The sequence below is a fragment of the Paenibacillus sp. FSL R10-2782 genome, assembly GCF_038592985.1.
GTDB classification, from domain to species: domain Bacteria; phylum Bacillota; class Bacilli; order Paenibacillales; family Paenibacillaceae; genus Paenibacillus; species Paenibacillus terrae_C.
Genome location: NZ_CP151951.1, coordinates 831,263 through 854,581, shown reverse-complemented (window position 1 = coordinate 854,581; position 23,319 = coordinate 831,263). Strand labels below are relative to the sequence as shown.

Sequence of the window (23,319 nt, the reverse complement as noted above, 5' to 3'; positions counted from 1 at the left end):
AAATTATTTGTCAGTTAATCTATCATTCGTATTGTGATTTTCACATTGGAGAGGAGCTTTATATGACTAACATTAAAAAAATGACAATGATTCCCCTGCTGGCCAGCTTTATTCTCGGAAGTACCTTATGGAGTGGTGGTTTTACCGCTAACGCTGCGGCTGCAGCTACCACCAGCACGACTGTACCTCCATCTGCCACTACCATCACCGATAAATCTGAGAAACCACAAACAAATCATCTACCCAACATTAAAATACTTGCTACTGGGGGAACCATCGCAGGATCATCTGCCGTCAACACCGATACAACCGACTACAAAGCAGGCGCGTTGGGTATCGAGACTCTGATTAACGCCGTTCCTGAAATGAAAAGTATTGCAAACGTCAGCGGTGAACAAGTTGTCAACGTGGGCAGTCCTGACATTAATAATGATATCCTTTTAAAACTCGCCAAACGTACGAATGAACTGCTCGCCAGGGATGATGTAGACGGAATCGTTATTACTCATGGTACAGATACGCTGGAAGAAACCGCTTATTTCCTCAATCTGGTCGTCAATAGCGATAAGCCTGTGGTTGTCGTTGGCTCCATGCGTCCAGCTACAGCAATCAGCGCCGATGGTCCTTTTAACCTTTATAATGCTGTCAAAGTCGCCGGGGCTTCTGCCTCCAGAGGTCAAGGCGTACTCGTACTGCTAAATGACCGCATCGGTGCAGCGAGATACATTACCAAAACGAACACGACAGCAGTCGATACGTTCAAGTCTGTGGAGCAGGGATACCTGGGAGCCGTTGTGGGAGATCAAGTGTACTACTACAACAAATCTACACACAAGCATACAACTGCTTCTATGTTCGATATTTCCAATCTGACCCAACTGCCTCAGGTAGATATTTTATACGAATATCAAAATAACGGGCGCTATCTGTATGATGCAGCCGTAGCGGCAGGTGCCAAAGGGATCGTCGTGGCAGGCTCCGGCAATGGTTCCTTGTCCAAGACCTCTACAGAAGGTGCTGAGGCAGCAGGTAAAAAAGGAGTCATCATCGCACGTTCCAGCCGTGTAGGGAGCGGGATCGTCTCTCCATCAACGAAAGACGCAGCGTCCAACTTTGTTTCCACTGACTCGCTCAATCCGCAAAAAGCACGGATCTTGCTCATGCTTGCTTTGACTCAAACGCATGATGTTAAAGAAATTCAGTCCTTCTTTAATGAATACTAATAAATGAGTAAATGAGGATTTGTGAAAATCCAAATAAGCATTCTCAATAAACCATAAGATATAAAAGCCAGCTCACAACAAAAGGAGCAGCAGTAACGGTGACATTCCGTAACTGTTGCTCCTTTTTCGCAAGACAATGACAACCTACAAACTTCATACGGAGCCCAAATGTCTTAGCCCTAATATAGCTTCAAGTTTAAGTTTGCCCGTCGAATGCTTAAATCCATACCAGTTAATGGATAACTGATTCCATTTTGATACAATCCATTGCTCCTGTCACTTCGTATCAAGACTGCTGTTTAGGAATTCCATTCAGACTTGGAGGATATTTCGCTTGCTTCTCTGGATGTGGAGCGATTTCTTCCTCCAAAATACTTGATTTATTTTGCTGATTGTTGATTTTAAGCGGCTTATGCTTGGGCATAACTACTCACCTCCTCGGCTTACCATGCCAAAGAGAGAGAGTTTTTATACCGGCTTGCTGCTTGCTTCTTGTCATTACGGCTGCCTTAGTGTTGGTCTACTGTTAGCTTTCAGTTATTTCCCCTGCTTTTGTTCCAAGGCTGCTTTCAGTAGATCACCCAGACTGGAGCCAAGAGGCTCCTGCTTTTCATATTGTCTTACCAGTTTCTGCTGTTCACGTTTGTTTACCCGTTGCTTGTCCTTATCCAGCGTCTCGGTAATGCCACAGGACAGACATCTTACATACAACCCCGCCTTGCCCTCTTTCATTTCCATTTTTTTATGGCACTGCGGGCAGCGACGATTCGACAAACGTTTTTCTCCCGAACGGCGATAACCGCAATCCGCACTTGGACATACGAGGAACTTGCCCTGTTTGCCCTTCTTCTCCAAAAGCTTTGTACCACAATCCGGGCAATGGCTATTCGTCACGTTATGAGGCTTGTATTCGGCACTGCTATTTTTCACAGTGGAAACCAATTCTTTTGCCATCGCACGAATGGAGTCCAGGAACGGTCCTGGTTGCCCTTGACCACGCGCGATTCGTTCCAGCCCCGCTTCCCAACGTGCCGTCAGCTCCGGTGTTCTTAGCTGTGGAGCTGCCAGTTCAATCAATTGCTTGCCTTTACCCGTTGGATGCATTACATTTCCCTGACGCTCAATTGTATCCGAGCTAACCAGCTTCTCAATCAGATCTGCGCGAGTAGCAGGAGTACCCAAACCATGCTTCTCCATCTGAGCGAGTAGCGCCGCTTCCGTATACCGCTTCGGCGGCATCGTTCGTCCAGCACGCACAAGGCAACGCTCAACTCGGACGGAATCACCTTTTTTCAGTTCAGGTAAAATAACACCACTTCCGTTGTCCTCACGTTCCTCTGCTTCGTCGTCTGTATCATTGAGATTTCCGTCATATACAGCACGCCAGCCACTATCTTTTATCGTCGTGCCTTTGACTTGAAACGTTTCCTGCTCTACTGTTACCGAAACCGCTACAGCATCATAACGAGCAGGTGGATAGAAAAGACTAATAAATCGCCGCGCAATCAGATCATACAGCTTACGTTCCTCCGGGCTTAGCTGATTAAGCAACAACGTCTGCTCTGTAGGGATGATCGCATGGTGATCCGTTACTTTACTGTCATCCACAATTCGCTTCGAGATCGTCAGGCTTTTGCGCAGTAACGGACGTGCCAAGGAAGCATACGGGCCTACAGCCACACTATTAAGCCGTTCCTTAAGGGTATCCACCATATCCGATGTCAGATAACGACTGTCTGTACGTGGATACGTGACCAGCTTATGCTGCTCATACAGACGTTGAAGCACATTAGACGTCTGCTTGGCCGAAAAGCCGTAGCGCTGGTTGGCATCCCTTTGCAGCTCGGTTAAATCATAAGCCAACGGGTGAGGCTCATTCTTCTCACTTTTTTTGACACTGGCAACCGTGCCCTTGACGCCTTCCAATTTCCGGCGCAAAGCCTCTGCTTGAGTGCGGTCAAACATGCGTGAATCTCCATTTTCCGCACGCCAAGTTGCCTGAAAATTACCAAAGTCCGCCGTCAATGTATCATATTCCTGAGAACGAAACTGAGTGATTTCCTTCTCACGTTCCATAATCATCCCCAGCGTCGGTGTCTGTACCCTTCCCGCCGAAAGCTGAGCGTTATAGCGACACGTCAATGCGCGGGTCACATTCAGACCAATCATCCAATCTGCTTCAGCCCGACAACGAGCCGATTCATACAAACGATCAAACTGCTGCCCAGGCAAAAGCTTCGCGAAGCCTTCCTTAATCGCCTTGTCCGTCTGCGATGAAATCCATAAGCGGCGGAAAGGCTTTTTCCAGTTTGCCATTTGTATAATCCAACGTGCCAACAGTTCCCCTTCACGAGCAGCATCCGTCGCTACAATAAGTTCTCCAATGTCCTGCCGCTTCATGAGCTGCTGCACAGCCTTGAACTGATGATTGCTTTCACGTAGCACCTTCAGCTTAGTGCTCTTGGGAAGGATCGGCAGGTCCTCCAAATTCCAGGTTGCATACTTGGAATCATAATCCTCCGGCTCTGCCAGTCCAACCAAATGACCTAACGCCCACGTCACAACATACTTGGGCCCCTCTATATAGCTTTTATGCTTCTCACGGCTTCCCATCACACGTGCAATCTCTCTGGCTACGGATGGTTTTTCTGCTAATACTAATACCTTCATGTTACGCCCCTTTCTCTTATATTGTTAATTATACCATCCGAACAGCTTACAAATCAGGCACGCTCCATTTTAACAGCAGACCTGCATAAGTCAGGCCCCCTCCGAACCCATATAACAATACCCGCTGCCCATACCGTAAACGCCCATCATCCAAACCGCACTGTAAAGCCAAAGGAATAGATGCCGCCGATGTATTGCCATAAAACTCTACACTTGTCAGCGTCTTTTCCAAAGGTATTGCCCCTCGCTCACATATGGATTCGATCATTCTCAGATTGGCGCTATGCGGTACAAACCAGTCAAGGTCCTCATTCTTCATTCCAGCCTGCTCTAATAACCGTTCTACTCCCGCTGGGACAGAGCGAACAGCCCATTTATAAACCTCACGTCCATTTTGAACAAGAAATCCATTAGCTTGCAGCTTTTCTCCATCTAAATAATCAGATAAGCCTGCCCGATAGAGATGAACTCCCCCCTGCCCATAGCTTCCGATATCTGCGGTCAAAAATGATCCTTCATCCTCGTCATATTCAACAAGAGCAGCCCCTGCGCCATCTCCAAAAAGTACACAAGTCGTCCGGTCCGTATAATCTGTAATTTTAGACAACGTTTCCGCTCCCACCACTAACACCTTACGGTGTAGACCACCCGTAATAAGCCCATTAGCCAGGTGAAGTCCATAGGTGAATCCTGCACATGCTGCACTTACATCCATGGATCCCGTATCTGGAATATTAAAATGTGCCTGAATCCGTGAAGCTGTGCTTGGAAAGTAGTAATCAGGTGTACTTGTCGCTACAATGATCATATCAACCTCGTTTATATTTACGTTATAGAGGTTAATCATACGTGTAACGGCCTGAATACATAAATCAGATACATATTGATCTTCAGCCGCAATTCGTCGTTCACGCATACCCGTTCGTTGCACAATCCACTCGTCACTAGTATCCACAAGCTTCTCCAAGTCAGCATTCGTCAAAATCCGTTCAGGTACATAAGTACCCAGGGCCGTAAGCTTTGCTTTAGAATTTAACAATCTGATCACTCTCCTTTATAATGGTTGCTCCTATTATAACACCTGATACTAATACCTGGTACTAATTTATTTCAAAATAGCTTCAATTGATATGAGTTAGTCTCAATTTGTACCTTTCCATTAAGTTAAGTATATATGTCTTACCTTTTCAACACAAAAAAGAACCACAATCTCAAGGAGATCATGGTCCTTCTTCCTTTTGCTTGGCGACGTCCTACTCTCCCAGGACCCTGCGGTCCAAGTACCATCGGCGCTGGAGGGCTTAACGGTCGTGTTCGGGATGGGTACGTGTGGAACCCCTCCGCTATCGCCACCAAACATGAATTTACATCGTAAATTCTTCCGTGCAGATTTCTGGTACCACGCTACTGCGTGTATAGAAATCCAACGTATTCGTATGTATCTTCTACATACCTTCAAGGTATTACACCCTGAAAACTGAATCCGAAACTCCATTGCGTTCTATACTTTAGGATAAGCCCTCGACCGATTAGTATTGGTCAGCTCCATGCATTACTGCACTTCCACCCCCAACCTATCTACCTCGTCGTCTTCAAGGGGTCTTACATACTGGGAAATCTCATCTTGAGGGGGGCTTCACGCTTAGATGCTTTCAGCGCTTATCCCTTCCGTACATAGCTACCCAGCGGTGCTCCTGGCGGAACAACTGGTACACCAGCGGTACGTCCATCCCGGTCCTCTCGTACTAAGGACAGCTCCTCTCAAATTTCCTACGCCCACGACAGATAGGGACCGAACTGTCTCACGACGTTCTGAACCCAGCTCGCGTACCGCTTTAATGGGCGAACAGCCCAACCCTTGGGACCTACTTCAGCCCCAGGATGCGATGAGCCGACATCGAGGTGCCAAACCTCCCCGTCGATGTGGACTCTTGGGGGAGATAAGCCTGTTATCCCCAGGGTAGCTTTTATCCGTTGAGCGATGGCCCTTCCATGCGGTACCACCGGATCACTAAGCCCGACTTTCGTCCCTGCTCGACTTGTAGGTCTCGCAGTCAAGCTCCCTTCTGCCTTTGCACTCTTCGAATGATTTCCAACCATTCTGAGGGAACCTTGGGGCGCCTCCGTTACTCTTTAGGAGGCGACCGCCCCAGTCAAACTGCCCACCTGACACTGTCCTCGCACCGGATCACGGTACCAAGTTAGAACCTAGATACGATCAGGGTGGTATCCCAAGGATGCCTCCTCTCAAGCTGGCGCTCAAGTCTCTCAGGCTCCCACCTATCCTGTACAGATCGTACCCAAATTCAATATCAAGCTGCAGTAAAGCTCCATGGGGTCTTTCCGTCTTGTCGCGGGTAACCTGCATCTTCACAGGTATTAAAATTTCACCGGATCTCTCGTTGAGACAGCGCCCAAGTCGTTACGCCATTCGTGCGGGTCAGAATTTACCTGACAAGGAATTTCGCTACCTTAGGACCGTTATAGTTACGGCCGCCGTTTACTGGGGCTTCGGTTCATAGCTTCGCCCTAAAAGGACTTACCACTCCCCTTAACCTTCCAGCACCGGGCAGGCGTCAGCCCGTATACTTCGCCTTGCGGCTTCGCACAGACCTGTGTTTTTGCTAAACAGTCGCTTGGGCCTTTTCACTGCGGCCCCCTCGGGCTATTCACCCTACCGAGGCACCCCTTCTCCCGAAGTTACGGGGTCATTTTGCCGAGTTCCTTAACGAGAGTTCTTCCGCGCGCCTTAGAATTCTCTTCTCGCCTACCTGTGTCGGTTTGCGGTACGGGCACCTTCTCCTGGCTAGAGGCTTTTCTTGGCAGTCTGAGATCATGACCTTCGCTACTGTAATTTTCGCTCCCCATCACAGCCCAGCCTTACGATGTGCGGATTTGCCTACACACCAGCCTCACTGCTTAGACGGACATCCATCAGTCCGCGTCACTACCCTACTGCGTCACCCCATCGCTCATAACGGATTACGGTGGTACAGGAATTTCGACCTGTTGTCCTTCGACTACGCCTTTCGGCCTCGCCTTAGGTCCCGACTTACCCTGAGCGGACGAACCTTCCTCAGGAACCCTTAGGCTTTCGGCGGATCTGATTCTCACAGATCTTTTCGTTACTCATACCGGCATTCTCACTTGAATGCAGTCCAGCGCTCCTTACGGTACACCTTCAACCCGCATTCAACGCTCCCCTACCCCTGATACCTAAGTATCAAGCCATAGCTTCGGTGGCGTGTTTAGCCCCGTTACATTTTCGGCGCAGAGTCACTCGACCAGTGAGCTATTACGCACTCTTTCAATGGTGGCTGCTTCTAAGCCAACATCCTGGTTGTCTGTGCAACTCCACATCCTTTCCCACTTAACACACACTTGGGGACCTTAGCTGATGGTCTGGGCTGTTTCCCTTTCGACAATGGATCTTAGCACTCACTGTCTGACTCCCGGAACCAAGTCTATGGCATTCGGAGTTTGACTGAGCTTGGTAACCCTTGCGGGCCCCGCACCCAATCAGTGCTCTACCTCCACGACTCTTATTCCGAGGCTAGCCCTAAAGCTATTTCGGGGAGAACCAGCTATCTCCGGGTTCGATTGGAATTTCTCCGCTACCCCCACCTCATCCCCGCATTTTTCAACATGCGTGGGTTCGGGCCTCCAGTGCGTGTTACCGCACCTTCACCCTGGACAGGGGTAGATCACCCGGTTTCGGGTCTACGTCCACGTACTCAAGTCGCCCTATTCAGACTCGCTTTCGCTACGGCTACAGTTTTTCACCTTAACCTTGCACGGGAACGTAACTCGCCGGTTCATTCTACAAAAGGCACGCCATCACCCATAGATCGGGCTCTGACTTCTTGTAAGCACACGGTTTCAGGATCTATTTCACTCCCCTTCCGGGGTGCTTTTCACCTTTCCCTCACGGTACTGCTTCACTATCGGTCGCCAGGGAGTATTTAGCCTTGGCAGATGGTCCTGCCGGATTCATACGGGGTTTCACGTGCCCCGCACTACTCGGGATCCGTCTCGGAGGGAACAGGTTTTGAACTACAGGGCTTTTACCTTCTCTGGCGGGCCTTTCCAGACCTCTTCATCTAACCGGTTCCTTTGTAACTCCATGTGAGACGTCCCACAACCCCAAGGAGCAAGCTCCTTGGTTTGGGCTAATCCGCGTTCGCTCGCCGCTACTGACGGAATCACTATTGTTTTCTCTTCCTCAGGGTACTTAGATGTTTCAGTTCCCCTGGTATGCCTCTGTTCTGCCTATGTATTCAGCAGAAAGTGACTGTCGATGAAGACAGCCGGGTTTCCCCATTCGGACATCCCCGGATCAAAGCTTGCTTACAGCTCCCCGAGGCTTTATCGTTGTTCGCCACGTCCTTCGTCGGCTCCTGGCGCCTAGGCATCCTCCGTGTGCTCTTTGTAGCTTAACCTAGCATTTACTTCGTAAATGCGATTTGCTTTGAATTTCGGTTCCACACGAATGTGTGAATGAAATTCAAGGCAGCTACCTTTATTTCACTTGTTTACACAAGATCAGCGTAAAGGAATATTCTAAAACGCAATTTCGTTTCGGTATCCAGTTTTCAAGGTGCAATTCGCTTCAAAGAAGCGAAACCCGATGAATATTTCGGTTCCACACGGATGTGTGAATGAAACATTCGTCGAAGCTAGAGAGTTTGAGCTCTCAAAACTGAGCAACGAGTGAGTAAGTGTTTGAAGCTTACGCTTCATATTTGAATGTTTCCGTTGCAGGAAACGATTCTCCATAGAAAGGAGGTGATCCAGCCGCACCTTCCGATACGGCTACCTTGTTACGACTTCACCCCAATCATCTACCCCACCTTCGGCGGCTGGCTCCCTTGCGGGTTACCCCACCGACTTCGGGTGTTGTAAACTCTCGTGGTGTGACGGGCGGTGTGTACAAGACCCGGGAACGTATTCACCGCGGCATGCTGATCCGCGATTACTAGCAATTCCGACTTCATGCAGGCGAGTTGCAGCCTGCAATCCGAACTGAGACCGGCTTTTCTAGGATTCGCTCCAGATCGCTCTTTCGCTTCCCGTTGTACCGGCCATTGTAGTACGTGTGTAGCCCAGGTCATAAGGGGCATGATGATTTGACGTCATCCCCACCTTCCTCCGGTTTGTCACCGGCAGTCTGCTTAGAGTGCCCAGCTTGACCTGCTGGCAACTAAGCATAAGGGTTGCGCTCGTTGCGGGACTTAACCCAACATCTCACGACACGAGCTGACGACAACCATGCACCACCTGTCTCCCCTGTCCCGAAGGAAAGGCCTATCTCTAGACCGGTCAGGGGGATGTCAAGACCTGGTAAGGTTCTTCGCGTTGCTTCGAATTAAACCACATACTCCACTGCTTGTGCGGGTCCCCGTCAATTCCTTTGAGTTTCAGTCTTGCGACCGTACTCCCCAGGCGGAATGCTTAATGTGTTAACTTCGGCACCAAGGGTATCGAAACCCCTAACACCTAGCATTCATCGTTTACGGCGTGGACTACCAGGGTATCTAATCCTGTTTGCTCCCCACGCTTTCGCGCCTCAGCGTCAGTTACAGCCCAGAGAGTCGCCTTCGCCACTGGTGTTCCTCCACATATCTACGCATTTCACCGCTACACGTGGAATTCCACTCTCCTCTTCTGCACTCAAGCTCCCCAGTTTCCAGTGCGACCCGAAGTTGAGCCTCGGGATTAAACACCAGACTTAAAGAGCCGCCTGCGCGCGCTTTACGCCCAATAATTCCGGACAACGCTTGCCCCCTACGTATTACCGCGGCTGCTGGCACGTAGTTAGCCGGGGCTTTCTTCTCAGGTACCGTCACTCTTGTAGCAGTTACTCTACAAGACGTTCTTCCCTGGCAACAGAGCTTTACGATCCGAAAACCTTCATCACTCACGCGGCGTTGCTCCGTCAGGCTTTCGCCCATTGCGGAAGATTCCCTACTGCTGCCTCCCGTAGGAGTCTGGGCCGTGTCTCAGTCCCAGTGTGGCCGATCACCCTCTCAGGTCGGCTACGCATCGTCGCCTTGGTAGGCCATTACCCCACCAACTAGCTAATGCGCCGCAGGCCCATCCATCAGTGACAGATTACTCCGTCTTTCCTCCTCTCCCCATGCAGGGAAAGGATGTATCCGGTATTAGCTACCGTTTCCGGTAGTTATCCCAGTCTGAGGGGCAGGTTGCCTACGTGTTACTCACCCGTCCGCCGCTAGGTTGTTTGAGAAGCAAGCTTCTCAAACAACCCCGCTCGACTTGCATGTATTAGGCACGCCGCCAGCGTTCGTCCTGAGCCAGGATCAAACTCTCCATTAAAGACCAACCGAAGCTGGTTTATAGAAAGAGCGATTCGCTCATTTTGAAACTGACGAGATAAAATATCTCTTTTTTCACTCCGATTTCATACAACCTTGCGGTAGGTATCGAAATCTTCGTGGTTGATTTTGCGAACAAAATCATTTACTCACTCGTTGTTCAGTTTTCAAAGATCAAACATTTCTTTTCTGTTGACTCAGCTCATCGCCTTATCAACTCTTATATCTTATCATGTCCGAACCAACTTTGCAAGCATTTTTTTAAAATCTTTTTTTGTAACACTCGCTCGCAATATTGTATTTCTTGGCCGGAATTAGAATATATCATAGACGAAATAAGTTTGCAAGCATTTATTTAATTAATTTCGGAAAGCTCAATTTGTTATTCATTCTTCTTCTATTAGTAATAGAACCTTGTCTGTTCCATGAAGTAAATAACTAGAATAAAAAAAGAACCTCACACCCTGAAACAACAGGGAAGGAGGTTCTGTATTACAAAGAGCTTTTCAAGTTATATCAAATTGTTATTCCGAACCCATAAAGGCAAACCGGATCACAACAATAACCGCAAGCACCCACATGAGCCAGTGAACTTTAACTTTGTTGCTGGTAAACAGGTTACTGAATACTGCCAGAACCACGTAAGACAAAATTCCTGCAGAAATACCGTTAGCGATTCCGCCTGTAAAAGGCATCAGAACGATGGTTAGAAACGCCGGGAACGCCAGCAGGAAGTTATCCCAGTCAATGTTGCGAACCTGACTCATCATCAGCACGCCAACGATAATCAACGCTGGAGCAGTGGCCGCGGAAGGCACAACCAATGCCAACGGTGCGATAAAGAGAGCCAACAGGAACAGAACCCCTGTCGTTACAGCAGTCAGACCCGTACGTCCTCCCTCTTCTACCCCTGCCGAGCTTTCTACGAATGCTGTAATTGTGCTAGTGCCCAATACTGCGCCGGTACTTACACCAACAGCGTCCACTAGCATGGCTTTACCGATGATTTTCTCGCCTTTTTTCTTATCCTTCATTATACCTGCGCGGGTGGCCGTACCCACCAGTGTACCAAACGTATCAAACAGCTCTACAAATGTGAAAATGAAAATGATATCAAACAGCCCGATGTGCAAAGCAGCCTTCAAATCCAATTGGCCTACTGCCAGATTACTAAAATCAGGAATCCAGTGACCTGTTGTCAAACTGCTCAGATTCGTTACACCCATCGGAATACCAATCAATGTAGTAGCTACGATACCAATCAGCAAAGCACCTTTGACCCGAACAACCATCAGCGCTGCGATAATGAGCAAACCGATCAGCGCCAGCAGCGCATCCTTTTGATGAACCAGACTACCCAGAATCAGATTAAAAGCATGACCCGGAACCGGCTGACCTACATCCGTCCCTGGAACGATACTTACCATAACCAGATTACACAGCTTAAAACCAACAATGGTAATAAACAAGCCAATCCCTACGGTAATAGCTGTCTTTAGATTTTCCGGAACTGCAACAAGCAACATCTGTCTCACTCGTGTCACAGTTAAAATCAGAAAGACGATACCGGATATAAATACAGCGCCAAGTGCCGCTTGCCAAGTGATCATACCATTCGAACTCAAAACTACGGTCATAAAATAAGCATTCAAGCCCATACCTGGAGCCATGCCAATGGGCACATTAACGAACAACCCCATTAGAATAGTGATCAGTCCTGCACCTACCGCAGTGGCAAAAAAGACGGCTTCGCTGGGCATCCCTGCTCCAGTGGGCCCTAAAAAGGTATTGTTGACCACCAAAATGTAAGCCATGGTCATAAAAGTAGTAATCCCCGCAATAATTTCTGTGCGGACGTTCGTTCCATGTTCCTTTAATTTAAAGAAACGCTCCATGAGTCGTAATTCCTCCTACGCAAAGCATACTCGTATTGTTATCGTTCAGTTACTGTAATATTCGCATTCAAAAGCTCTATATTACATTCGTTATTTTAGGCCGTCCCCTACTGCTTGTCAACACAAAAAGCGAATGTTGTAATTTAATCACATATGTATTGTTCGGGAATTAGAAAGCCCGCCAAGCTGTTATATAGCTGACGGGTTATCTATTAAGCGAATCAGATATTTTTATACTTTTCAAAGGTATTCGCGGTATCGGGTATATTTTCCAAATAAACAATCTTACCTTCTGCATCCAGTCGGGCTTTGTCCACTCCTGTGAGTGTATACACTTCGCCTGTTGCTCTTTTGCCGCATACCGCCCATTTGGTTTCATAAACAGCAGGTTCCTCGGGAACGGGCTTCCAGCCTTCATACATATGCTTGATTTCAGATGTTCCTTCAAAGAACATGTTCAAGAAGCTTTTCCAGCTGTTCATGCCTTGTTTTCGGTCACCGTTCAATACGAACTCAATTTCGTTGGAGAACAGGCTGATTAATTCTTCTCTGCTTTTCTCATCATCTTTTGCCAAATCATAATAGTGAAAATAATCTTCTAAGATCTTCATCGTGTTGTATAATTCCTTTCGTGTTGCGCCTCGTTATATGTGTTCTTATGAAAAGGTAATGGCAATTTTACCGACAGCATGGTGGGTTTCGCTTAGAGCATGTGCATCATACAGACCTTTTTGCGAAAAAGGGAACGTAGCTCCTACCACCGATCTTACTTTTTTCTGCTCTAACAGGTCGGCAATTTCCTGTAGCTGCTGTCCGTTGGGCTCCAGCCATATATTTTTGGCCGTTACGTCGTGCTCCTTGACCAGCTCTTCGTCAAAATTGCTGACGATGGATATGATCCGTCCAGTGTGCCTTTTCAGAACTTTAAAGCTGTTTTTCTGAACATCTCCACCCATCGTATCAAACACAACGTCCACATCGGACAATACATCCTCGAAACGGGTCGTACGGTAGTCAATAATTTGATCGGCTCCTAATGAAGCAAGCAGCTCATGATTGCGCTCGCTGGCTGTCGTAATGACATAGGCGCCAGCTTGTTTGGCAAGCTGGATAGCAAACATGCCGACACCACCTGCGCCTGCGTGGATCAGTACCTTTTCACCTTTGGCCAGTTGACCATGTGTAAAGAGCGCCTGCCAGGCTGTCAGTCCCGCCAACGGAACAGATGCGGCTTCCTCCCATGAGATCGAGGCAGGTTTACGCGCCAGTAGTTGGTCATCCACCAAGGTATACTCCGCATAAGTACCAAAACGGGTCGTGTCCGGACGGGCAAACACCTCGTCTCCTACTTTCCAATTAGTTACCTCGCTACCTACTTCCGAGATGGTCCCGGCAACATCCCAACCCAGGATAATCGGAAACTCCCAATCCATCATTTGCTTCAAATAACCTTCACGCAGTTTCCAGTCAATCGGGTTAATGGAGGTAGCTGCTACTTTCACAACGACCTGATGGGCCTGTGGCTTAGGATTGGGTACATTTCTTTCCTTCAGTTCATCCTTGCTTCCGTAGCGTTCAATGACGATAGCTTTCATATTCAGTTCCTCCTCGCGTATTTTACATATTCTTCACATTGGTAGACATGCGCTGTAATGCATTTGTCAAAGAAACAATTTCCCCATCAGCAAACTCATGCAGCAGCTTGTCCTGAAAGGCTTGTCTTTGCTCTGACAAAATGTGCAGCTCTCGAACCCCTGATTCTGTTAGACGAATATAGGTCACACGCTTATCCTGCTCTTTTTTGGTGCGGATAATCAGACCCTCCTCCTCCAGCCTTTTCAGATGTCGGGTTACCGCCGCTCCGTCCAGAACCAGCAAATGCTGAAGCTCCAGCTGACTCAATTCCTGCCGCTGATCAATGTGATACAAAATCTCGACCTTGGTAAAGCTCGTTTTTAACTGTGCTTCAAAAGCGGTATTCATTTCTTTACACAAAAGATGCATGCGGTAAAACAATTGGCTTTTTTCAGAGCAATGTTCGATGATAGATCCTCCTTTCTGTAATTACTTGACTTATCAATTGATATATCAATTATTATACACCTCTATTGAAAATATTCAAGCTTGGTGATGGGTGATTTATAGTAAACACTCAAACAATAATAAAATACTCAAGCTTAACGACCTGCCTGAGTATTTGCGCTTCGGTGTCCTGCTATAGTTCGGAGTAATACAATCGAAAAAGAATCGTGGTGTTCTGTTCACAGCCGGCAATGAGCTATAGGTTATAGCGTGTTCATAAATCCAATAATACGAGCTGCCAGCCGCTCATGACCTGCCTGATTTGGATGCAGACCGTCAGGAATACTGTTTTCCCCGGTAAAATACATCTGTCTGTGAATAGGCAGCAGCGGTTGAATTCCGGCGATATTCCACAGGTCGCAGCACGGAAAAGAATACAGCGAAGCCACATCTCTCACGGCCTGCGCATACGCGCTATACACTTGTCCCGTGACTGCATTGGGCAAATGTTCGGGAACCGCATCACTTGATCCGTGGGGCGGTGTCAAAAAGATGATCAGCTTGTCCGGGTAACGGTTAATTAATCCCTCGGCAATATGCTTGAGCGCACCATAAAATGTTCGCGTTTCTGTCGATGGTGTGCCTAAATGACCGAACGGCGTTTCTCCCATGGAAAAGTCATTTCTTCCACCCATAAAAAAGATCACATCTGCGTGAGGATTCATTTTTTCATATCGCTCACACATCGGCTCAAAGCCTCCGCTGGCTACACTGCTGCCGGATATGCCGTGATTTTCAAAGCCTTGAAAGCCCAAGACCTCGCTGACGATATGTGGGTAAGGCTTTTCCCCATCCTTTAATTCATAACCAAAAGTAATGCTATCTCCCAAAAATACGGCATGGCTTCCCTGGTACTTGTCCTGATCAGTAGTCATTTGATCCTCTCCTATCCCTTAGATCGTATTATTAATTTCGATAAATTTATGTTCAATGGCTGTCATCTTGTAGTTGGGACGGGTTATTAAATATGTATCCATGTAGCCGAAGGTTGGGGGAACCGACAAATAGGATTTTACATTAAATTGCCGTGCCAGCTTCTTGGACATCAAGGTGATTCCCATTCCCATCAAAACAAACTGCACCATCGTATCAAACACCCCTACCTCCACAACCTCGCCATGAGTCAATTGCATGTCCTGATACATCTTCTCCAGATGCGTGAGATACAGGCAACTATCCGACAATATAATAATAGAGGCTCCTTGCAACACCTGTTTGAGGTCTGAGCCTTCATGAATGCCTTTCCCCACCAACACCAGCTCTTCACGGCATATTTTTTGATAATGAATGTAAGGGTTAGTGGAATACCCTGTAACAAAAGCGATATCGAGTTCCCCGTCGAGGATTAATCGCTCCATTTCCGTAGTGGTTCCGGTTTTTAAGGTAACAGAAGCTTTTGGGTACAGCTCATATACCTTCGTAAGCGCTCTTGTTGTTTCCCCCGCCACGATGGACTGCATCGTGCCAATGCGCAGCTTTTCCTCCTGCGGTCTCATTTTCATCTCTGTGTCTTGCCATAGCAACAAAATTTGCTTGAACTGAGCGTACAAGGTTTCTCCTGCTGGGGTCAGCTCCATGCCACGAGGTTTTCGGTAAAATAACGCTGTTTTATAGTGGGCCTCCAGCTTCTTTATTTTGGCCGTCATGTTCGACTGCAGGTGATTCAGCTTTTGGGCAGCTTCTGTCAGGCTTCTCAGTTCTGCCACCGAAACAAATGCCTGCATATTTTCAATATCCATCCCTTCACCTCCCATCAAATAAAATGATACTTGCATCACAAACAAACATTATTATTTATGAGTTAAGTGTATTATATTGACCTTGGACGCTATTTTCCACCCTCATTTTAAAAATTCAGGAGGTATGCAACATGGTCAAAAAGAAGATTCGTGCAGGTATCGTAGGAGGTTCGATGAATAATAAATGGGCCAGTCAAACGCATATTCCGGCTTTGCTCAAGCACTCGAACCTGGATATCACTGCCGTCGGCACCTCCCGTATGGAGAGCGCGCGTCAAAGCGCAGAAGAAGTAGGGGCGGCACTGGCTTTTGATGATGCCAAAAAGCTCGCAGCTTCCGAGGATGTGGATATGGTCATGGTGAGCGTAAAAGTTCCCCATCATTACGGAGCAGTGATGGCGGCAATTCAAGAGAGAAAACATATTTTTTGTGAATGGCCCTTGGGGGCAAACACTGCGGAAGCCGCTGAAATGGCTACGGCAGCAGAACAGGCCGGCATTCATCATACCGTCGGCTTGCAGGCACGGCAGGATCTTGAAGTGCAAACGATGAAAAAGCTGGTGGAAGACGGAACGATTGGTGAAATTGTGTCCTGTCATATGCAAGTAGCTACTCGAGGTAAAGGAGGACGAACAGATCAGGATACGGCTTATTTGCTGAATAGAGCCAATGGCGCCAATCTGCTGACGATTAACGGGGGACATTCTTTGGACGCGCTGCAATACATCGTTGGCGAATTCCGTGAGCTATCAGCCATCTCTTCATCTCGCTATAACGAAGCCACTATTCAGGAAACAGGTGAAGTCATTCCCAAGGATACTGCAGATCAGATTCTGATTCAGGGGTCATTGGAGAAGGGGGCAACGGTATCCGTCCACATTCAGGGGGGAGTGAATCCAAAATTCGAGCTGGAGATTCAGGGAAAAAAGGGCGTTTTGCGTTTGGCTCAGCATCCTTCGCTTGGGCATGTTCAATTTGGGAATCTGAGACTCGAAAAACTTGTGTATGATCCAAACAGTAAGCAGAGTCATGCGTCTAATGGCGATTTTGAACCAATCAATATAGTTCATGAGCCTGATAGCGGCCTGGATTTCCCCAAAGAAGGGGTAACTCTGAATGTAGCCAAGGCTCACCATGTATTTGCCGAGGATATTTTGACGGACACCCGTCTCGCTCCCGATTTCAACCATGCCTTAAAGCTACATCAGCTACTGGACCGCATTGAAGAATCGGCAACGACTGGAAAAAAGATCATGTGGTAAAAAGGACATCATTAGAACAACAAAACCTTAAAACAAAAGAACCTTCAAAACCACGATAGATGTGGAGTTGAAGGTTTTGTTGTCTTGTTCCCGATGTCATTCATGCAAGCATCAATGTGCTTGTTCGCCTCCCCTAACCCTGTAAACACAGTTTCTTCCCCCCGCCAAAATATACTCTACCCGTTCGATATGAACATTATCTCCAAGAATGGTTTCAAATAAATGTAACTCATTCTTACATAACCCGGTACAAGCAGCAGCAGCTTCACAGATCGGACAATGCTTTTCGATAAACAAAAGACTCCCATCGCCTTGCTCCTTGACCTCGGCCATATAGCCTTCGCTTGTTCGAATATCGGCTAGTTTCTCCAGCTTCTCTCTTACGCCCGATGCGTTACCAAGATGCTGAAGATATTGCTCTTGCATATTCTTATTCCTCACAGACAACAGCTTTTCTAGCCCCTCGTTTCCGAAAGCCTCTCTCATCGAATTGATCAGACTGACTGACAACTCAGAATATCCGTTTGGAAAAAAACGATCAGCCTCAGGCGTTAATCTCCAGAGCTTTGTGGGTCGTCCCATGGGACGGGCCTCTTCTTCGTAAGTAACCAATCCTTCTTCTTTGAGAGCATTTAAATGTTGACGAATAGCCATACCAGATAACAAAAATTTGGAGGATAGTGTCGCAACATCCATTCCACCTTGCTGCTTTAGCAGATCAATGATCCCTCTCCGGGTACCAGTTGATGAATCCTTATTCGTTTGATTGCGGCTCATGGTGAACCTCCTTTTGAAAGCGACTGGATCTACAACACTCTCTACATTTTAAATAAAAATGTTGACAAAGTCAAAGTTAAACTGTAGTTTAAACTTTATAAACAAAAATGTTTACTAAGTATCCGGATATGAAGTATACATAAAAAATTTCTTGGAGGTCACATTTCATGTCGTCTAATCCTCAAAGTATTTTCAGCCCGCGTTATTTTGCACTGTCCATAGGAATTATCCTGTCGGTGATGGCAGTTGGATTCGAGGGCTTATCGGTAACCACAATTGCCCCTTCCATTGCTGGCGACTTGAACGGCCTTGACCTATTTGGCTGGATATTCAGCACATATCTGCTTGCGCAGATTATCGGGACCCTGGTCGTCGGTCGGATCATTGATAGAAGAGGACCTGCAGCACCGTTCACTTTCGCACTTCTTTTGTTTATCGTCGGGCTGATCGCTGCCGCAACAGCAGGCGATATGTATACCATGATAGGGTCACGAGCCATGCAGGGTTTAGGTGCCGGCGCTATGATGACTTGCGTGTACACTGCAATATCCTTAAGTTATCCCGATGAATTACGTGCCAAAATACTCGGAGCATTCGGTACTGCCTACGTTCTTCCGTCCATGCTTGGTCCATACGTTGCCGGTCTTATCGCAGATCAGTGGTCCTGGCGGTTTGTTTTCTGGGGAATATTACCGATCCTGGTTGTTTCAGCATTTCTAAGTTTACCTGCTTTTAGGAAATTAAAGACAGAGAGAACACAAGGGGACAACGGAGCTACAGCTACATGGTTGGCGTTACTATTAACGATAGGTACGGGGATTTTCTTAATTGGTCTTAGCATGCTACCGATAATTACAGGGTTTGTTTTAGTCATTATCGGCTTAGTGCTAATGGTATATCCGCTGCGCAAACTGCTACCCAAGGGAACTCTTGCTTTCCGAAAAGGCATGCCAGCTATTCTAGCAACACGTGGGCTGTTCTTCGCTGCCTATACCAGCACACAGAATTTCTTGGTATTGGCTTTAATAGATGTGAAAGGTATTACTCCTTCTCAGGCCGGATTAATTGTAGCGAGTGCTGCACTGAGTTGGTGCGTCATTGCTTATCTGCAAGGACGTTGGGATTCGGCAGACCAAGGTCGTGGACGTCATACAAGAATTATACTGGGTGTGCTACTGCTTGCATTTGGGATTGCCTTCGTATTTTGGGTACCTGTTGTAACTGTTGCCGTTGCGGTTATTGGACAAATCATAGCTGGAATCGGAATCGGCTTGGCACATCCTATTAGCGGCGTTGTGGCATTTTCCCAAACAGGGGAAGAAGGTGTTGGAAAAACTTCAGCAAATTTGCAATTTGCGGATTCTTTTACACCGGGCGTGGTTATCGGAATAGGCGGTTCCATCCTTGTTGTTTGTCAATCTGCTGGGATGTCACTGCAATCAGGATTAATTGTAACGATGGGTTTTCATCTCTTGTTAATCGTAATGAGTTTATTCGCTAGCACTCGGATTACACCACAAACTGAACTAATAAACAGATGAGGAATCCACAATGTTTACCACTTTAAAAGCGAGTATTGACGGAACCGTTCCTTGTCCTTTAAGACATGGAACGGCTACGTAATTAGAACAAAAGGAATCAGTCTCCTGTCTATCTAAGCTGATCATGAGAAGGAGGGTATATCAATAATATGTTGACTACAGATACTGAGAAACTTTTTACAGCTTATCGTATAATCGGGACTAAATGGATTATTCATATACTATTTTCCCTTTCTCAAGGTCCAAAGCAATTTAGCGAAATTTCCGAAAATGTTCCTTCCATTTCGGAAAGCATCCTCTCTAAGCGTTTAAAAGAGCTTCAAAACGATAATTTGGTTAAAAGAACTGTAAGTTTGGCACGCCCCATACAAACTATTTATGAATTAACACCAAAAGGATCTGCTCTTGCTACATTCATACCCTGTTTAATAGACTGGGTTAACAATGCAGCTAAAAAAAATGACGTTCCAAGGAGGAATTACTACGATGATACAGGTCAGTGAAGCAGCATTCGAAAAAATCGTCGAAATCTTATCAAGTGCTAATGCCCGAAATTCTTTCCTTAGAGTAGGCGTTGATGAGGGGGGATGCAGTGGTCTATCCTATTCTCTTATCGTGGATGAGCAGAAAACAGAAGGTGATATCTTATTAAATAAAGGTGAATTTAGTATCTTGGTTCACACTAATAGTATTAAATATATTGAAGGTCTTCAAATTGACTATGAAGAAAGCGGTATGTTAGGCGGTTTCACCTTGAATAACCCTAATGCAAGAGCTTCATGTGGATGTGGAGCTAGTTTCAGAATGGAAAATTATAGTAGAGAAGTTAAAAAATGTGATTGAAAAAATGGGAAAGGGGAATAGATTATTTATGTCATTTGTAGTATCTGAAAAAGCTATCCATTCTTTTAAAAATGATTGGGATTTAGAAGAGGGCCAATATATAAGAATTTATGCGAAATATGCAGGTGGAGGCTCAGAAGCATTCTCTATGTAAGGATAGGTGGTAAAGCAGACATGCTTATCCATCCAACAGTGAAAGAATTTAATTCCCTCTTTTGTAATGTATTGCATTTTAAACATCGTAGCCACACCTTATTTAGTTGCATCGGGAAATTCAGTTACACACAGTGCGAAGCTTTTTATAAGCTCTCGATGCATGAGATTTATTAATGTTAAGTTCAGAACAAATATCTGCCATATTCATTCCAATACCATCTCGTGAAAATAGTAAATGCTCCAGCACTTTTCTTTCTTGGGGCGAAAAGAGATGCCTATGTTGCGTAAAATCATGACGGAGAAGTGCTATGTCATAGGAATAATCATCAGAAGTGGGACTTAATGCCCCCCCCCCTGAAATTTCACCTTTACTGTTATAACCATTCCAGTCTATGGACATCGTTTTCTGTTCAATCAAGCGGCTTGACCTGCGATAGTAATCTGCAACAGTCCGCTTCACAATAACCTGACAGAATGAGAACAGTTTGTTTTCAGGGAGTTCTTCACTTGTGTAGTTCGACACCGATTCCAAGATACGAAGAATAGCGGTTTGCTTCACATCCTCTTTATCTTGGTGGGCGACTTTGAACAACTCAAAGTCAAAGACAGGCTTAAGGAAGTCAAAGTTAGAAACTACGATCTGCATGTTATGTCATCCTCCATTTTCACAGTACATGAATTAATTATTTGTGATCTTTGTTCTCTCAGAGCCGTAATTTCAGCTTTTATGGCTTCGCGGCGTTTAGGAGAGGTTCGCCTACCTCCAAACTCAAGGACAAGCTTATAATGCCTTCTAGCGATACATATGAGCCTTTGGATAGCCACTTCGTCCAGTTCAACGTTATGAATTCTACTCATTTCAACTCACCCATTGAATTTTGTTTGATTTTCAAACCATTTAACGGACTGTGTAAGCGACCAATGTGAAGAATATCTTCCTGCTCCAGTCCTCTTAAGTATTTAGAAGTGATCTGCGTGTCAAAATGACCCATCAGGCGACTCAGACTATACACATCTATGCCGTTTCTTAATTGCTTCTGAGCAAAATAGTGGCGGCAATCATGGTGAGAGCATCGGACTTCTTTCCGAACCCCCGCATTTCTGCAATGCTCTTTTAGAATTTTGTTTATGCGGAAGCGGGAAAGCTTAACTGCCGACTGTTCTAGGAAGTAGTAATCCTCAACTTCATCCTGTTCTTTTTTCCTGAAACGCTCCTGCTTTAGTTCCTCATACTTTCTCATGTACTCATCATCATTAAACGTGACGATTACGGTTTTTGCTTCCTTGAGATTTTTAATCCGCCGCATCGGATTGTTCTGTTCATCAATAAAATCCTCATCTACTAAGAATTGAAAAAAACTTTCAGAGTAGCAAGGTTGTTATTTATTGTCCGGTTGATTTCACGCCCTATACGTTGCCGCTCCTGAATGTACTTTCTATCGTGAAGCTGACTTACATCCTCCACTTCAACAATTCCTAGTTCTTCCTCATAAACCCTTCCCAACAGTATAAACGGAACATGCTTACATCAATGTACCGTTTTACCCGACCTAAAACTTCTTGATTTAGCTTGAAACCCTGAATCAATTCCTTGAGTTTAGTCACAAAAAATACTCCCTTCCATTTGCTGAAAGCGCAAAGAAAAGAGAGTATTTTTGAGCATTCAATAGTTGCGGGTAAAATGAAAATTTCATAACTAGGGATACTACAATCCTTATGCATCAGCTAGTTTATTGTTTTCGATGAACTCAACCATTCGTTTTTACTGGTCTGATATACTTTAAAAACCGCTCCGGATCATGATAACAATAAATGATTCTACCAGGGGAAGTATCAAAGCAGTAACTGGTATTTGCAAAATCAAAATTTGCCATTGCCTTCTCAACCTTTTCCTCTACACTGCGATTTTCCTGCTCATAATCAAATGGCCCATGTTCGAAAACAATATATTTGGCTTCGGGAACATCAATCATAAGCATTTGTGGTGGTACTTCACCTTTATAATCCAAAGGAAGACGTATCCCATAACACTCTGTCCGTGGAATACCCCAATCGCATAATCTACCGTCAGGGTCATTAATATATGCCATAATCTGACCACCGCCGCTGTTAACTTCGCTCCCACCATCGTCATCCAATTTGCCCTTAATACTATCAAGTAATCCGCAAATTGTTTCGCAGTCCTGCCCCGGAATAAGACTTTGTTTTTGCCAAAAATCCCAATACCCATTACTCTCATAGTTTTTAATGTGCAAAAATTTGTGTGCGGGAATAGTTACAAAATAAATTTTAACATCATCGGTAGATTTCATCATACCAATCTCTCCCAATCCTAAAAAGTAGCGGTCAAAAGAGTTTATTTTTGTTCGAAGAACGACAGGCTTAGGCGCTTTTCGGTATTCACTTGGCGTTACACCATATGTTCCTTTGAAAGCTCTGGTAAAAGCTTCATGTGATGAAAAACCATAATTAAAAGCAATATCCAAAATGCTTCTTTCACTATCTCGAACCTCTTTTAGTGCAAACGCTAATTTTCTACGCCGTAGATAATCCCTAAATTGCATACCCGCTATTTCCTTGAATTTTCTCGTTGTATAAAACTCGGAATAACCCAACCTTCGAGAAAGAAAGTGTAGTGTCAAAGCTTCATCACTATAATTTTTAATACATTCATCAATTTCATCAACGATGATTTGAATTTGCTTCTGCCACTCGTACATTCTTCTGTTCACCTCTTTTCAACCGCTCTACATTTAGTATAAAGATATGGAGAGATTACTATTTGATTTTACTTGC

The 23,319-nt window shown here is 45.8% G+C and carries 19 protein-coding genes and 3 rRNA genes; 6 read left to right on the top strand and 16 right to left on the bottom strand.

Annotated elements, in window-relative coordinates; genetic code table 11:
- The first annotated feature begins 62 nt into the window (after window positions 1-62).
- Window positions 63-1,223, top strand: coding sequence for a type II asparaginase (locus NST83_RS03880; RefSeq protein WP_342416630.1), 1,161 nt, complete (start codon window positions 63-65; stop codon window positions 1,221-1,223).
- Window positions 1,224-1,509: 286 nt separating this feature from the next.
- Here the strand turns inward: NST83_RS03880 and NST83_RS03875 are convergent, their stop codons facing one another.
- The 12 genes from NST83_RS03875 to NST83_RS03820 all read right to left on the bottom strand — a co-directional run bounded on the left by NST83_RS03875 (window position 1,510) and on the right by NST83_RS03820 (window position 15,944).
- A complete protein-coding gene (locus tag NST83_RS03875; RefSeq protein WP_167518699.1) occupies window positions 1,510-1,647 on the bottom strand; it encodes a hypothetical protein in 138 nt (45 codons plus the stop codon).
- Between the two features lie 113 nt (window positions 1,648-1,760).
- Entirely contained in the window at window positions 1,761-3,893 is a 2,133-nt protein-coding gene (locus NST83_RS03870; protein ID WP_342416629.1) for a DNA topoisomerase III, read from the bottom strand.
- 46 nt (window positions 3,894-3,939) lie between these two features.
- Window positions 3,940-4,932, bottom strand: a complete 993-nt coding sequence (locus NST83_RS03865) for a ketoacyl-ACP synthase III (RefSeq protein ID WP_342416628.1) — start codon at window positions 4,930-4,932, stop codon at window positions 3,940-3,942.
- A gap of 201 nt (window positions 4,933-5,133) precedes the next feature.
- Window positions 5,134-5,250, bottom strand: a 5S ribosomal RNA gene (gene rrf / locus NST83_RS03860).
- 152 nt (window positions 5,251-5,402) lie between these two features.
- A 23S ribosomal RNA gene (locus NST83_RS03855) occupies window positions 5,403-8,332 on the bottom strand.
- 339 nt (window positions 8,333-8,671) lie between these two features.
- Window positions 8,672-10,229 (bottom strand): 16S ribosomal RNA (locus NST83_RS03850).
- Together the 16S, 23S and 5S rRNA genes form the textbook arrangement of a ribosomal RNA operon.
- Before the next feature lie 523 nt (window positions 10,230-10,752).
- Window positions 10,753-12,123: an NCS2 family permease gene (locus tag NST83_RS03845; protein WP_342416627.1), complete on the bottom strand. Its 1,371-nt coding sequence runs from the start codon at window positions 12,121-12,123 to the stop codon at window positions 10,753-10,755.
- A 221-nt stretch (window positions 12,124-12,344) separates the two neighbouring features.
- Window positions 12,345-12,734, bottom strand: a complete 390-nt coding sequence (locus NST83_RS03840; RefSeq protein WP_342416626.1) for a hypothetical protein — start codon at window positions 12,732-12,734, stop codon at window positions 12,345-12,347.
- Window positions 12,735-12,779: 45 nt separating this feature from the next.
- Complete coding sequence (locus NST83_RS03835; RefSeq protein ID WP_342416625.1) at window positions 12,780-13,718, bottom strand: NADP-dependent oxidoreductase; 939 nt, start codon at window positions 13,716-13,718, stop codon at window positions 12,780-12,782.
- A gap of 22 nt (window positions 13,719-13,740) precedes the next feature.
- Window positions 13,741-14,106 carry a MarR family transcriptional regulator gene (locus tag NST83_RS03830; RefSeq protein ID WP_252361657.1) on the bottom strand — a complete coding sequence of 122 codons (366 nt, stop codon included), beginning with the start codon at window positions 14,104-14,106 and terminating at the stop codon, window positions 13,741-13,743.
- A 302-nt stretch (window positions 14,107-14,408) separates the two neighbouring features.
- Window positions 14,409-15,080, bottom strand: a complete 672-nt coding sequence (locus NST83_RS03825) for an SGNH/GDSL hydrolase family protein (RefSeq protein ID WP_342416624.1) — start codon at window positions 15,078-15,080, stop codon at window positions 14,409-14,411.
- Between the two features lie 18 nt (window positions 15,081-15,098).
- Entirely contained in the window at window positions 15,099-15,944 is an 846-nt protein-coding gene (locus NST83_RS03820) for a LysR family transcriptional regulator (protein ID WP_342416623.1), read from the bottom strand.
- Window positions 15,945-16,075: 131 nt separating this feature from the next.
- Between NST83_RS03820 and NST83_RS03815 the strand changes: the two genes are divergently transcribed.
- Window positions 16,076-17,206: a Gfo/Idh/MocA family oxidoreductase gene (locus NST83_RS03815; RefSeq protein ID WP_342416622.1), complete on the top strand. Its 1,131-nt coding sequence runs from the start codon at window positions 16,076-16,078 to the stop codon at window positions 17,204-17,206.
- Between the two features lie 111 nt (window positions 17,207-17,317).
- Here NST83_RS03815 and NST83_RS03810 read toward each other — a convergent pair whose 3' ends face one another.
- Complete coding sequence (locus NST83_RS03810) at window positions 17,318-17,983, bottom strand: metalloregulator ArsR/SmtB family transcription factor (protein ID WP_342416621.1); 666 nt, start codon at window positions 17,981-17,983, stop codon at window positions 17,318-17,320.
- Window positions 17,984-18,150: 167 nt separating this feature from the next.
- Between NST83_RS03810 and NST83_RS03805 the strand changes: the two genes are divergently transcribed.
- The 4 genes from NST83_RS03805 to NST83_RS03790 all read left to right on the top strand — a co-directional run bounded on the left by NST83_RS03805 (window position 18,151) and on the right by NST83_RS03790 (window position 20,521).
- Window positions 18,151-19,524, top strand: a complete 1,374-nt coding sequence (locus NST83_RS03805; protein ID WP_342416620.1) for an MFS transporter — start codon at window positions 18,151-18,153, stop codon at window positions 19,522-19,524.
- Between the two features lie 149 nt (window positions 19,525-19,673).
- Complete coding sequence (locus NST83_RS03800) at window positions 19,674-20,027, top strand: helix-turn-helix domain-containing protein (RefSeq protein ID WP_342416619.1); 354 nt, start codon at window positions 19,674-19,676, stop codon at window positions 20,025-20,027.
- Complete coding sequence (locus tag NST83_RS03795; RefSeq protein WP_342416618.1) at window positions 20,011-20,367, top strand: iron-sulfur cluster assembly accessory protein; 357 nt, start codon at window positions 20,011-20,013, stop codon at window positions 20,365-20,367. The genes NST83_RS03800 and NST83_RS03795 overlap by 17 nt, the downstream gene beginning before the upstream one ends.
- Complete coding sequence (locus NST83_RS03790) at window positions 20,360-20,521, top strand: hypothetical protein (protein ID WP_342416617.1); 162 nt, start codon at window positions 20,360-20,362, stop codon at window positions 20,519-20,521. Before NST83_RS03795 ends, NST83_RS03790 begins: the two co-directional genes overlap by 8 nt.
- 120 nt (window positions 20,522-20,641) lie before the next feature.
- On the opposite strand, the gene NST83_RS03785 is transcribed toward NST83_RS03790, so the two are convergent.
- The 3 genes from NST83_RS03785 to NST83_RS03775 all read right to left on the bottom strand — a co-directional run bounded on the left by NST83_RS03785 (window position 20,642) and on the right by NST83_RS03775 (window position 23,243).
- Entirely contained in the window at window positions 20,642-21,169 is a 528-nt protein-coding gene (locus tag NST83_RS03785; protein ID WP_342416616.1) for a sigma-70 family RNA polymerase sigma factor, read from the bottom strand.
- A gap of 208 nt (window positions 21,170-21,377) precedes the next feature.
- Window positions 21,378-21,830: a site-specific integrase gene (locus NST83_RS03780; protein WP_342416615.1), complete on the bottom strand. Its 453-nt coding sequence runs from the start codon at window positions 21,828-21,830 to the stop codon at window positions 21,378-21,380.
- A 441-nt stretch (window positions 21,831-22,271) separates the two neighbouring features.
- On the bottom strand, window positions 22,272-23,243 hold the full coding sequence (locus NST83_RS03775; protein WP_342416614.1) for a helix-turn-helix transcriptional regulator: 972 nt from the start codon (window positions 23,241-23,243) through the stop codon (window positions 22,272-22,274).
- Window positions 23,244-23,319: the final 76 nt, after the last annotated feature.

Coding starts and splice junctions, on each gene's coding strand:
- NST83_RS03880 (WP_342416630.1), top strand. CDS start 63: ATGACTAACATTAAAAAAATGACAATGATTCCCCTGCTGGCCAGCTTT.
- NST83_RS03875 (WP_167518699.1), bottom strand. CDS start 1,647: ATGCCCAAGCATAAGCCGCTTAAAATCAACAATCAGCAAAATAAATCA.
- NST83_RS03870 (WP_342416629.1), bottom strand. CDS start 3,893: ATGAAGGTATTAGTATTAGCAGAAAAACCATCCGTAGCCAGAGAGATT.
- NST83_RS03845 (WP_342416627.1), bottom strand. CDS start 12,123: ATGGAGCGTTTCTTTAAATTAAAGGAACATGGAACGAACGTCCGCACA.
- NST83_RS03840 (WP_342416626.1), bottom strand. CDS start 12,734: ATGAAGATCTTAGAAGATTATTTTCACTATTATGATTTGGCAAAAGAT.
- NST83_RS03835 (WP_342416625.1), bottom strand. CDS start 13,718: ATGAAAGCTATCGTCATTGAACGCTACGGAAGCAAGGATGAACTGAAG.
- NST83_RS03830 (WP_252361657.1), bottom strand. CDS start 14,106: ATGAATACCGCTTTTGAAGCACAGTTAAAAACGAGCTTTACCAAGGTC.
- NST83_RS03825 (WP_342416624.1), bottom strand. CDS start 15,080: ATGACTACTGATCAGGACAAGTACCAGGGAAGCCATGCCGTATTTTTG.
- NST83_RS03820 (WP_342416623.1), bottom strand. CDS start 15,944: ATGGATATTGAAAATATGCAGGCATTTGTTTCGGTGGCAGAACTGAGA.
- NST83_RS03815 (WP_342416622.1), top strand. CDS start 16,076: ATGGTCAAAAAGAAGATTCGTGCAGGTATCGTAGGAGGTTCGATGAAT.
- NST83_RS03810 (WP_342416621.1), bottom strand. CDS start 17,983: ATGAGCCGCAATCAAACGAATAAGGATTCATCAACTGGTACCCGGAGA.
- NST83_RS03805 (WP_342416620.1), top strand. CDS start 18,151: ATGTCGTCTAATCCTCAAAGTATTTTCAGCCCGCGTTATTTTGCACTG.
- NST83_RS03800 (WP_342416619.1), top strand. CDS start 19,674: ATGTTGACTACAGATACTGAGAAACTTTTTACAGCTTATCGTATAATC.
- NST83_RS03795 (WP_342416618.1), top strand. CDS start 20,011: ATGATACAGGTCAGTGAAGCAGCATTCGAAAAAATCGTCGAAATCTTA.
- NST83_RS03785 (WP_342416616.1), bottom strand. CDS start 21,169: ATGCAGATCGTAGTTTCTAACTTTGACTTCCTTAAGCCTGTCTTTGAC.
- NST83_RS03780 (WP_342416615.1), bottom strand. CDS start 21,830: ATGCGGCGGATTAAAAATCTCAAGGAAGCAAAAACCGTAATCGTCACG.
- NST83_RS03775 (WP_342416614.1), bottom strand. CDS start 23,243: ATGTACGAGTGGCAGAAGCAAATTCAAATCATCGTTGATGAAATTGAT.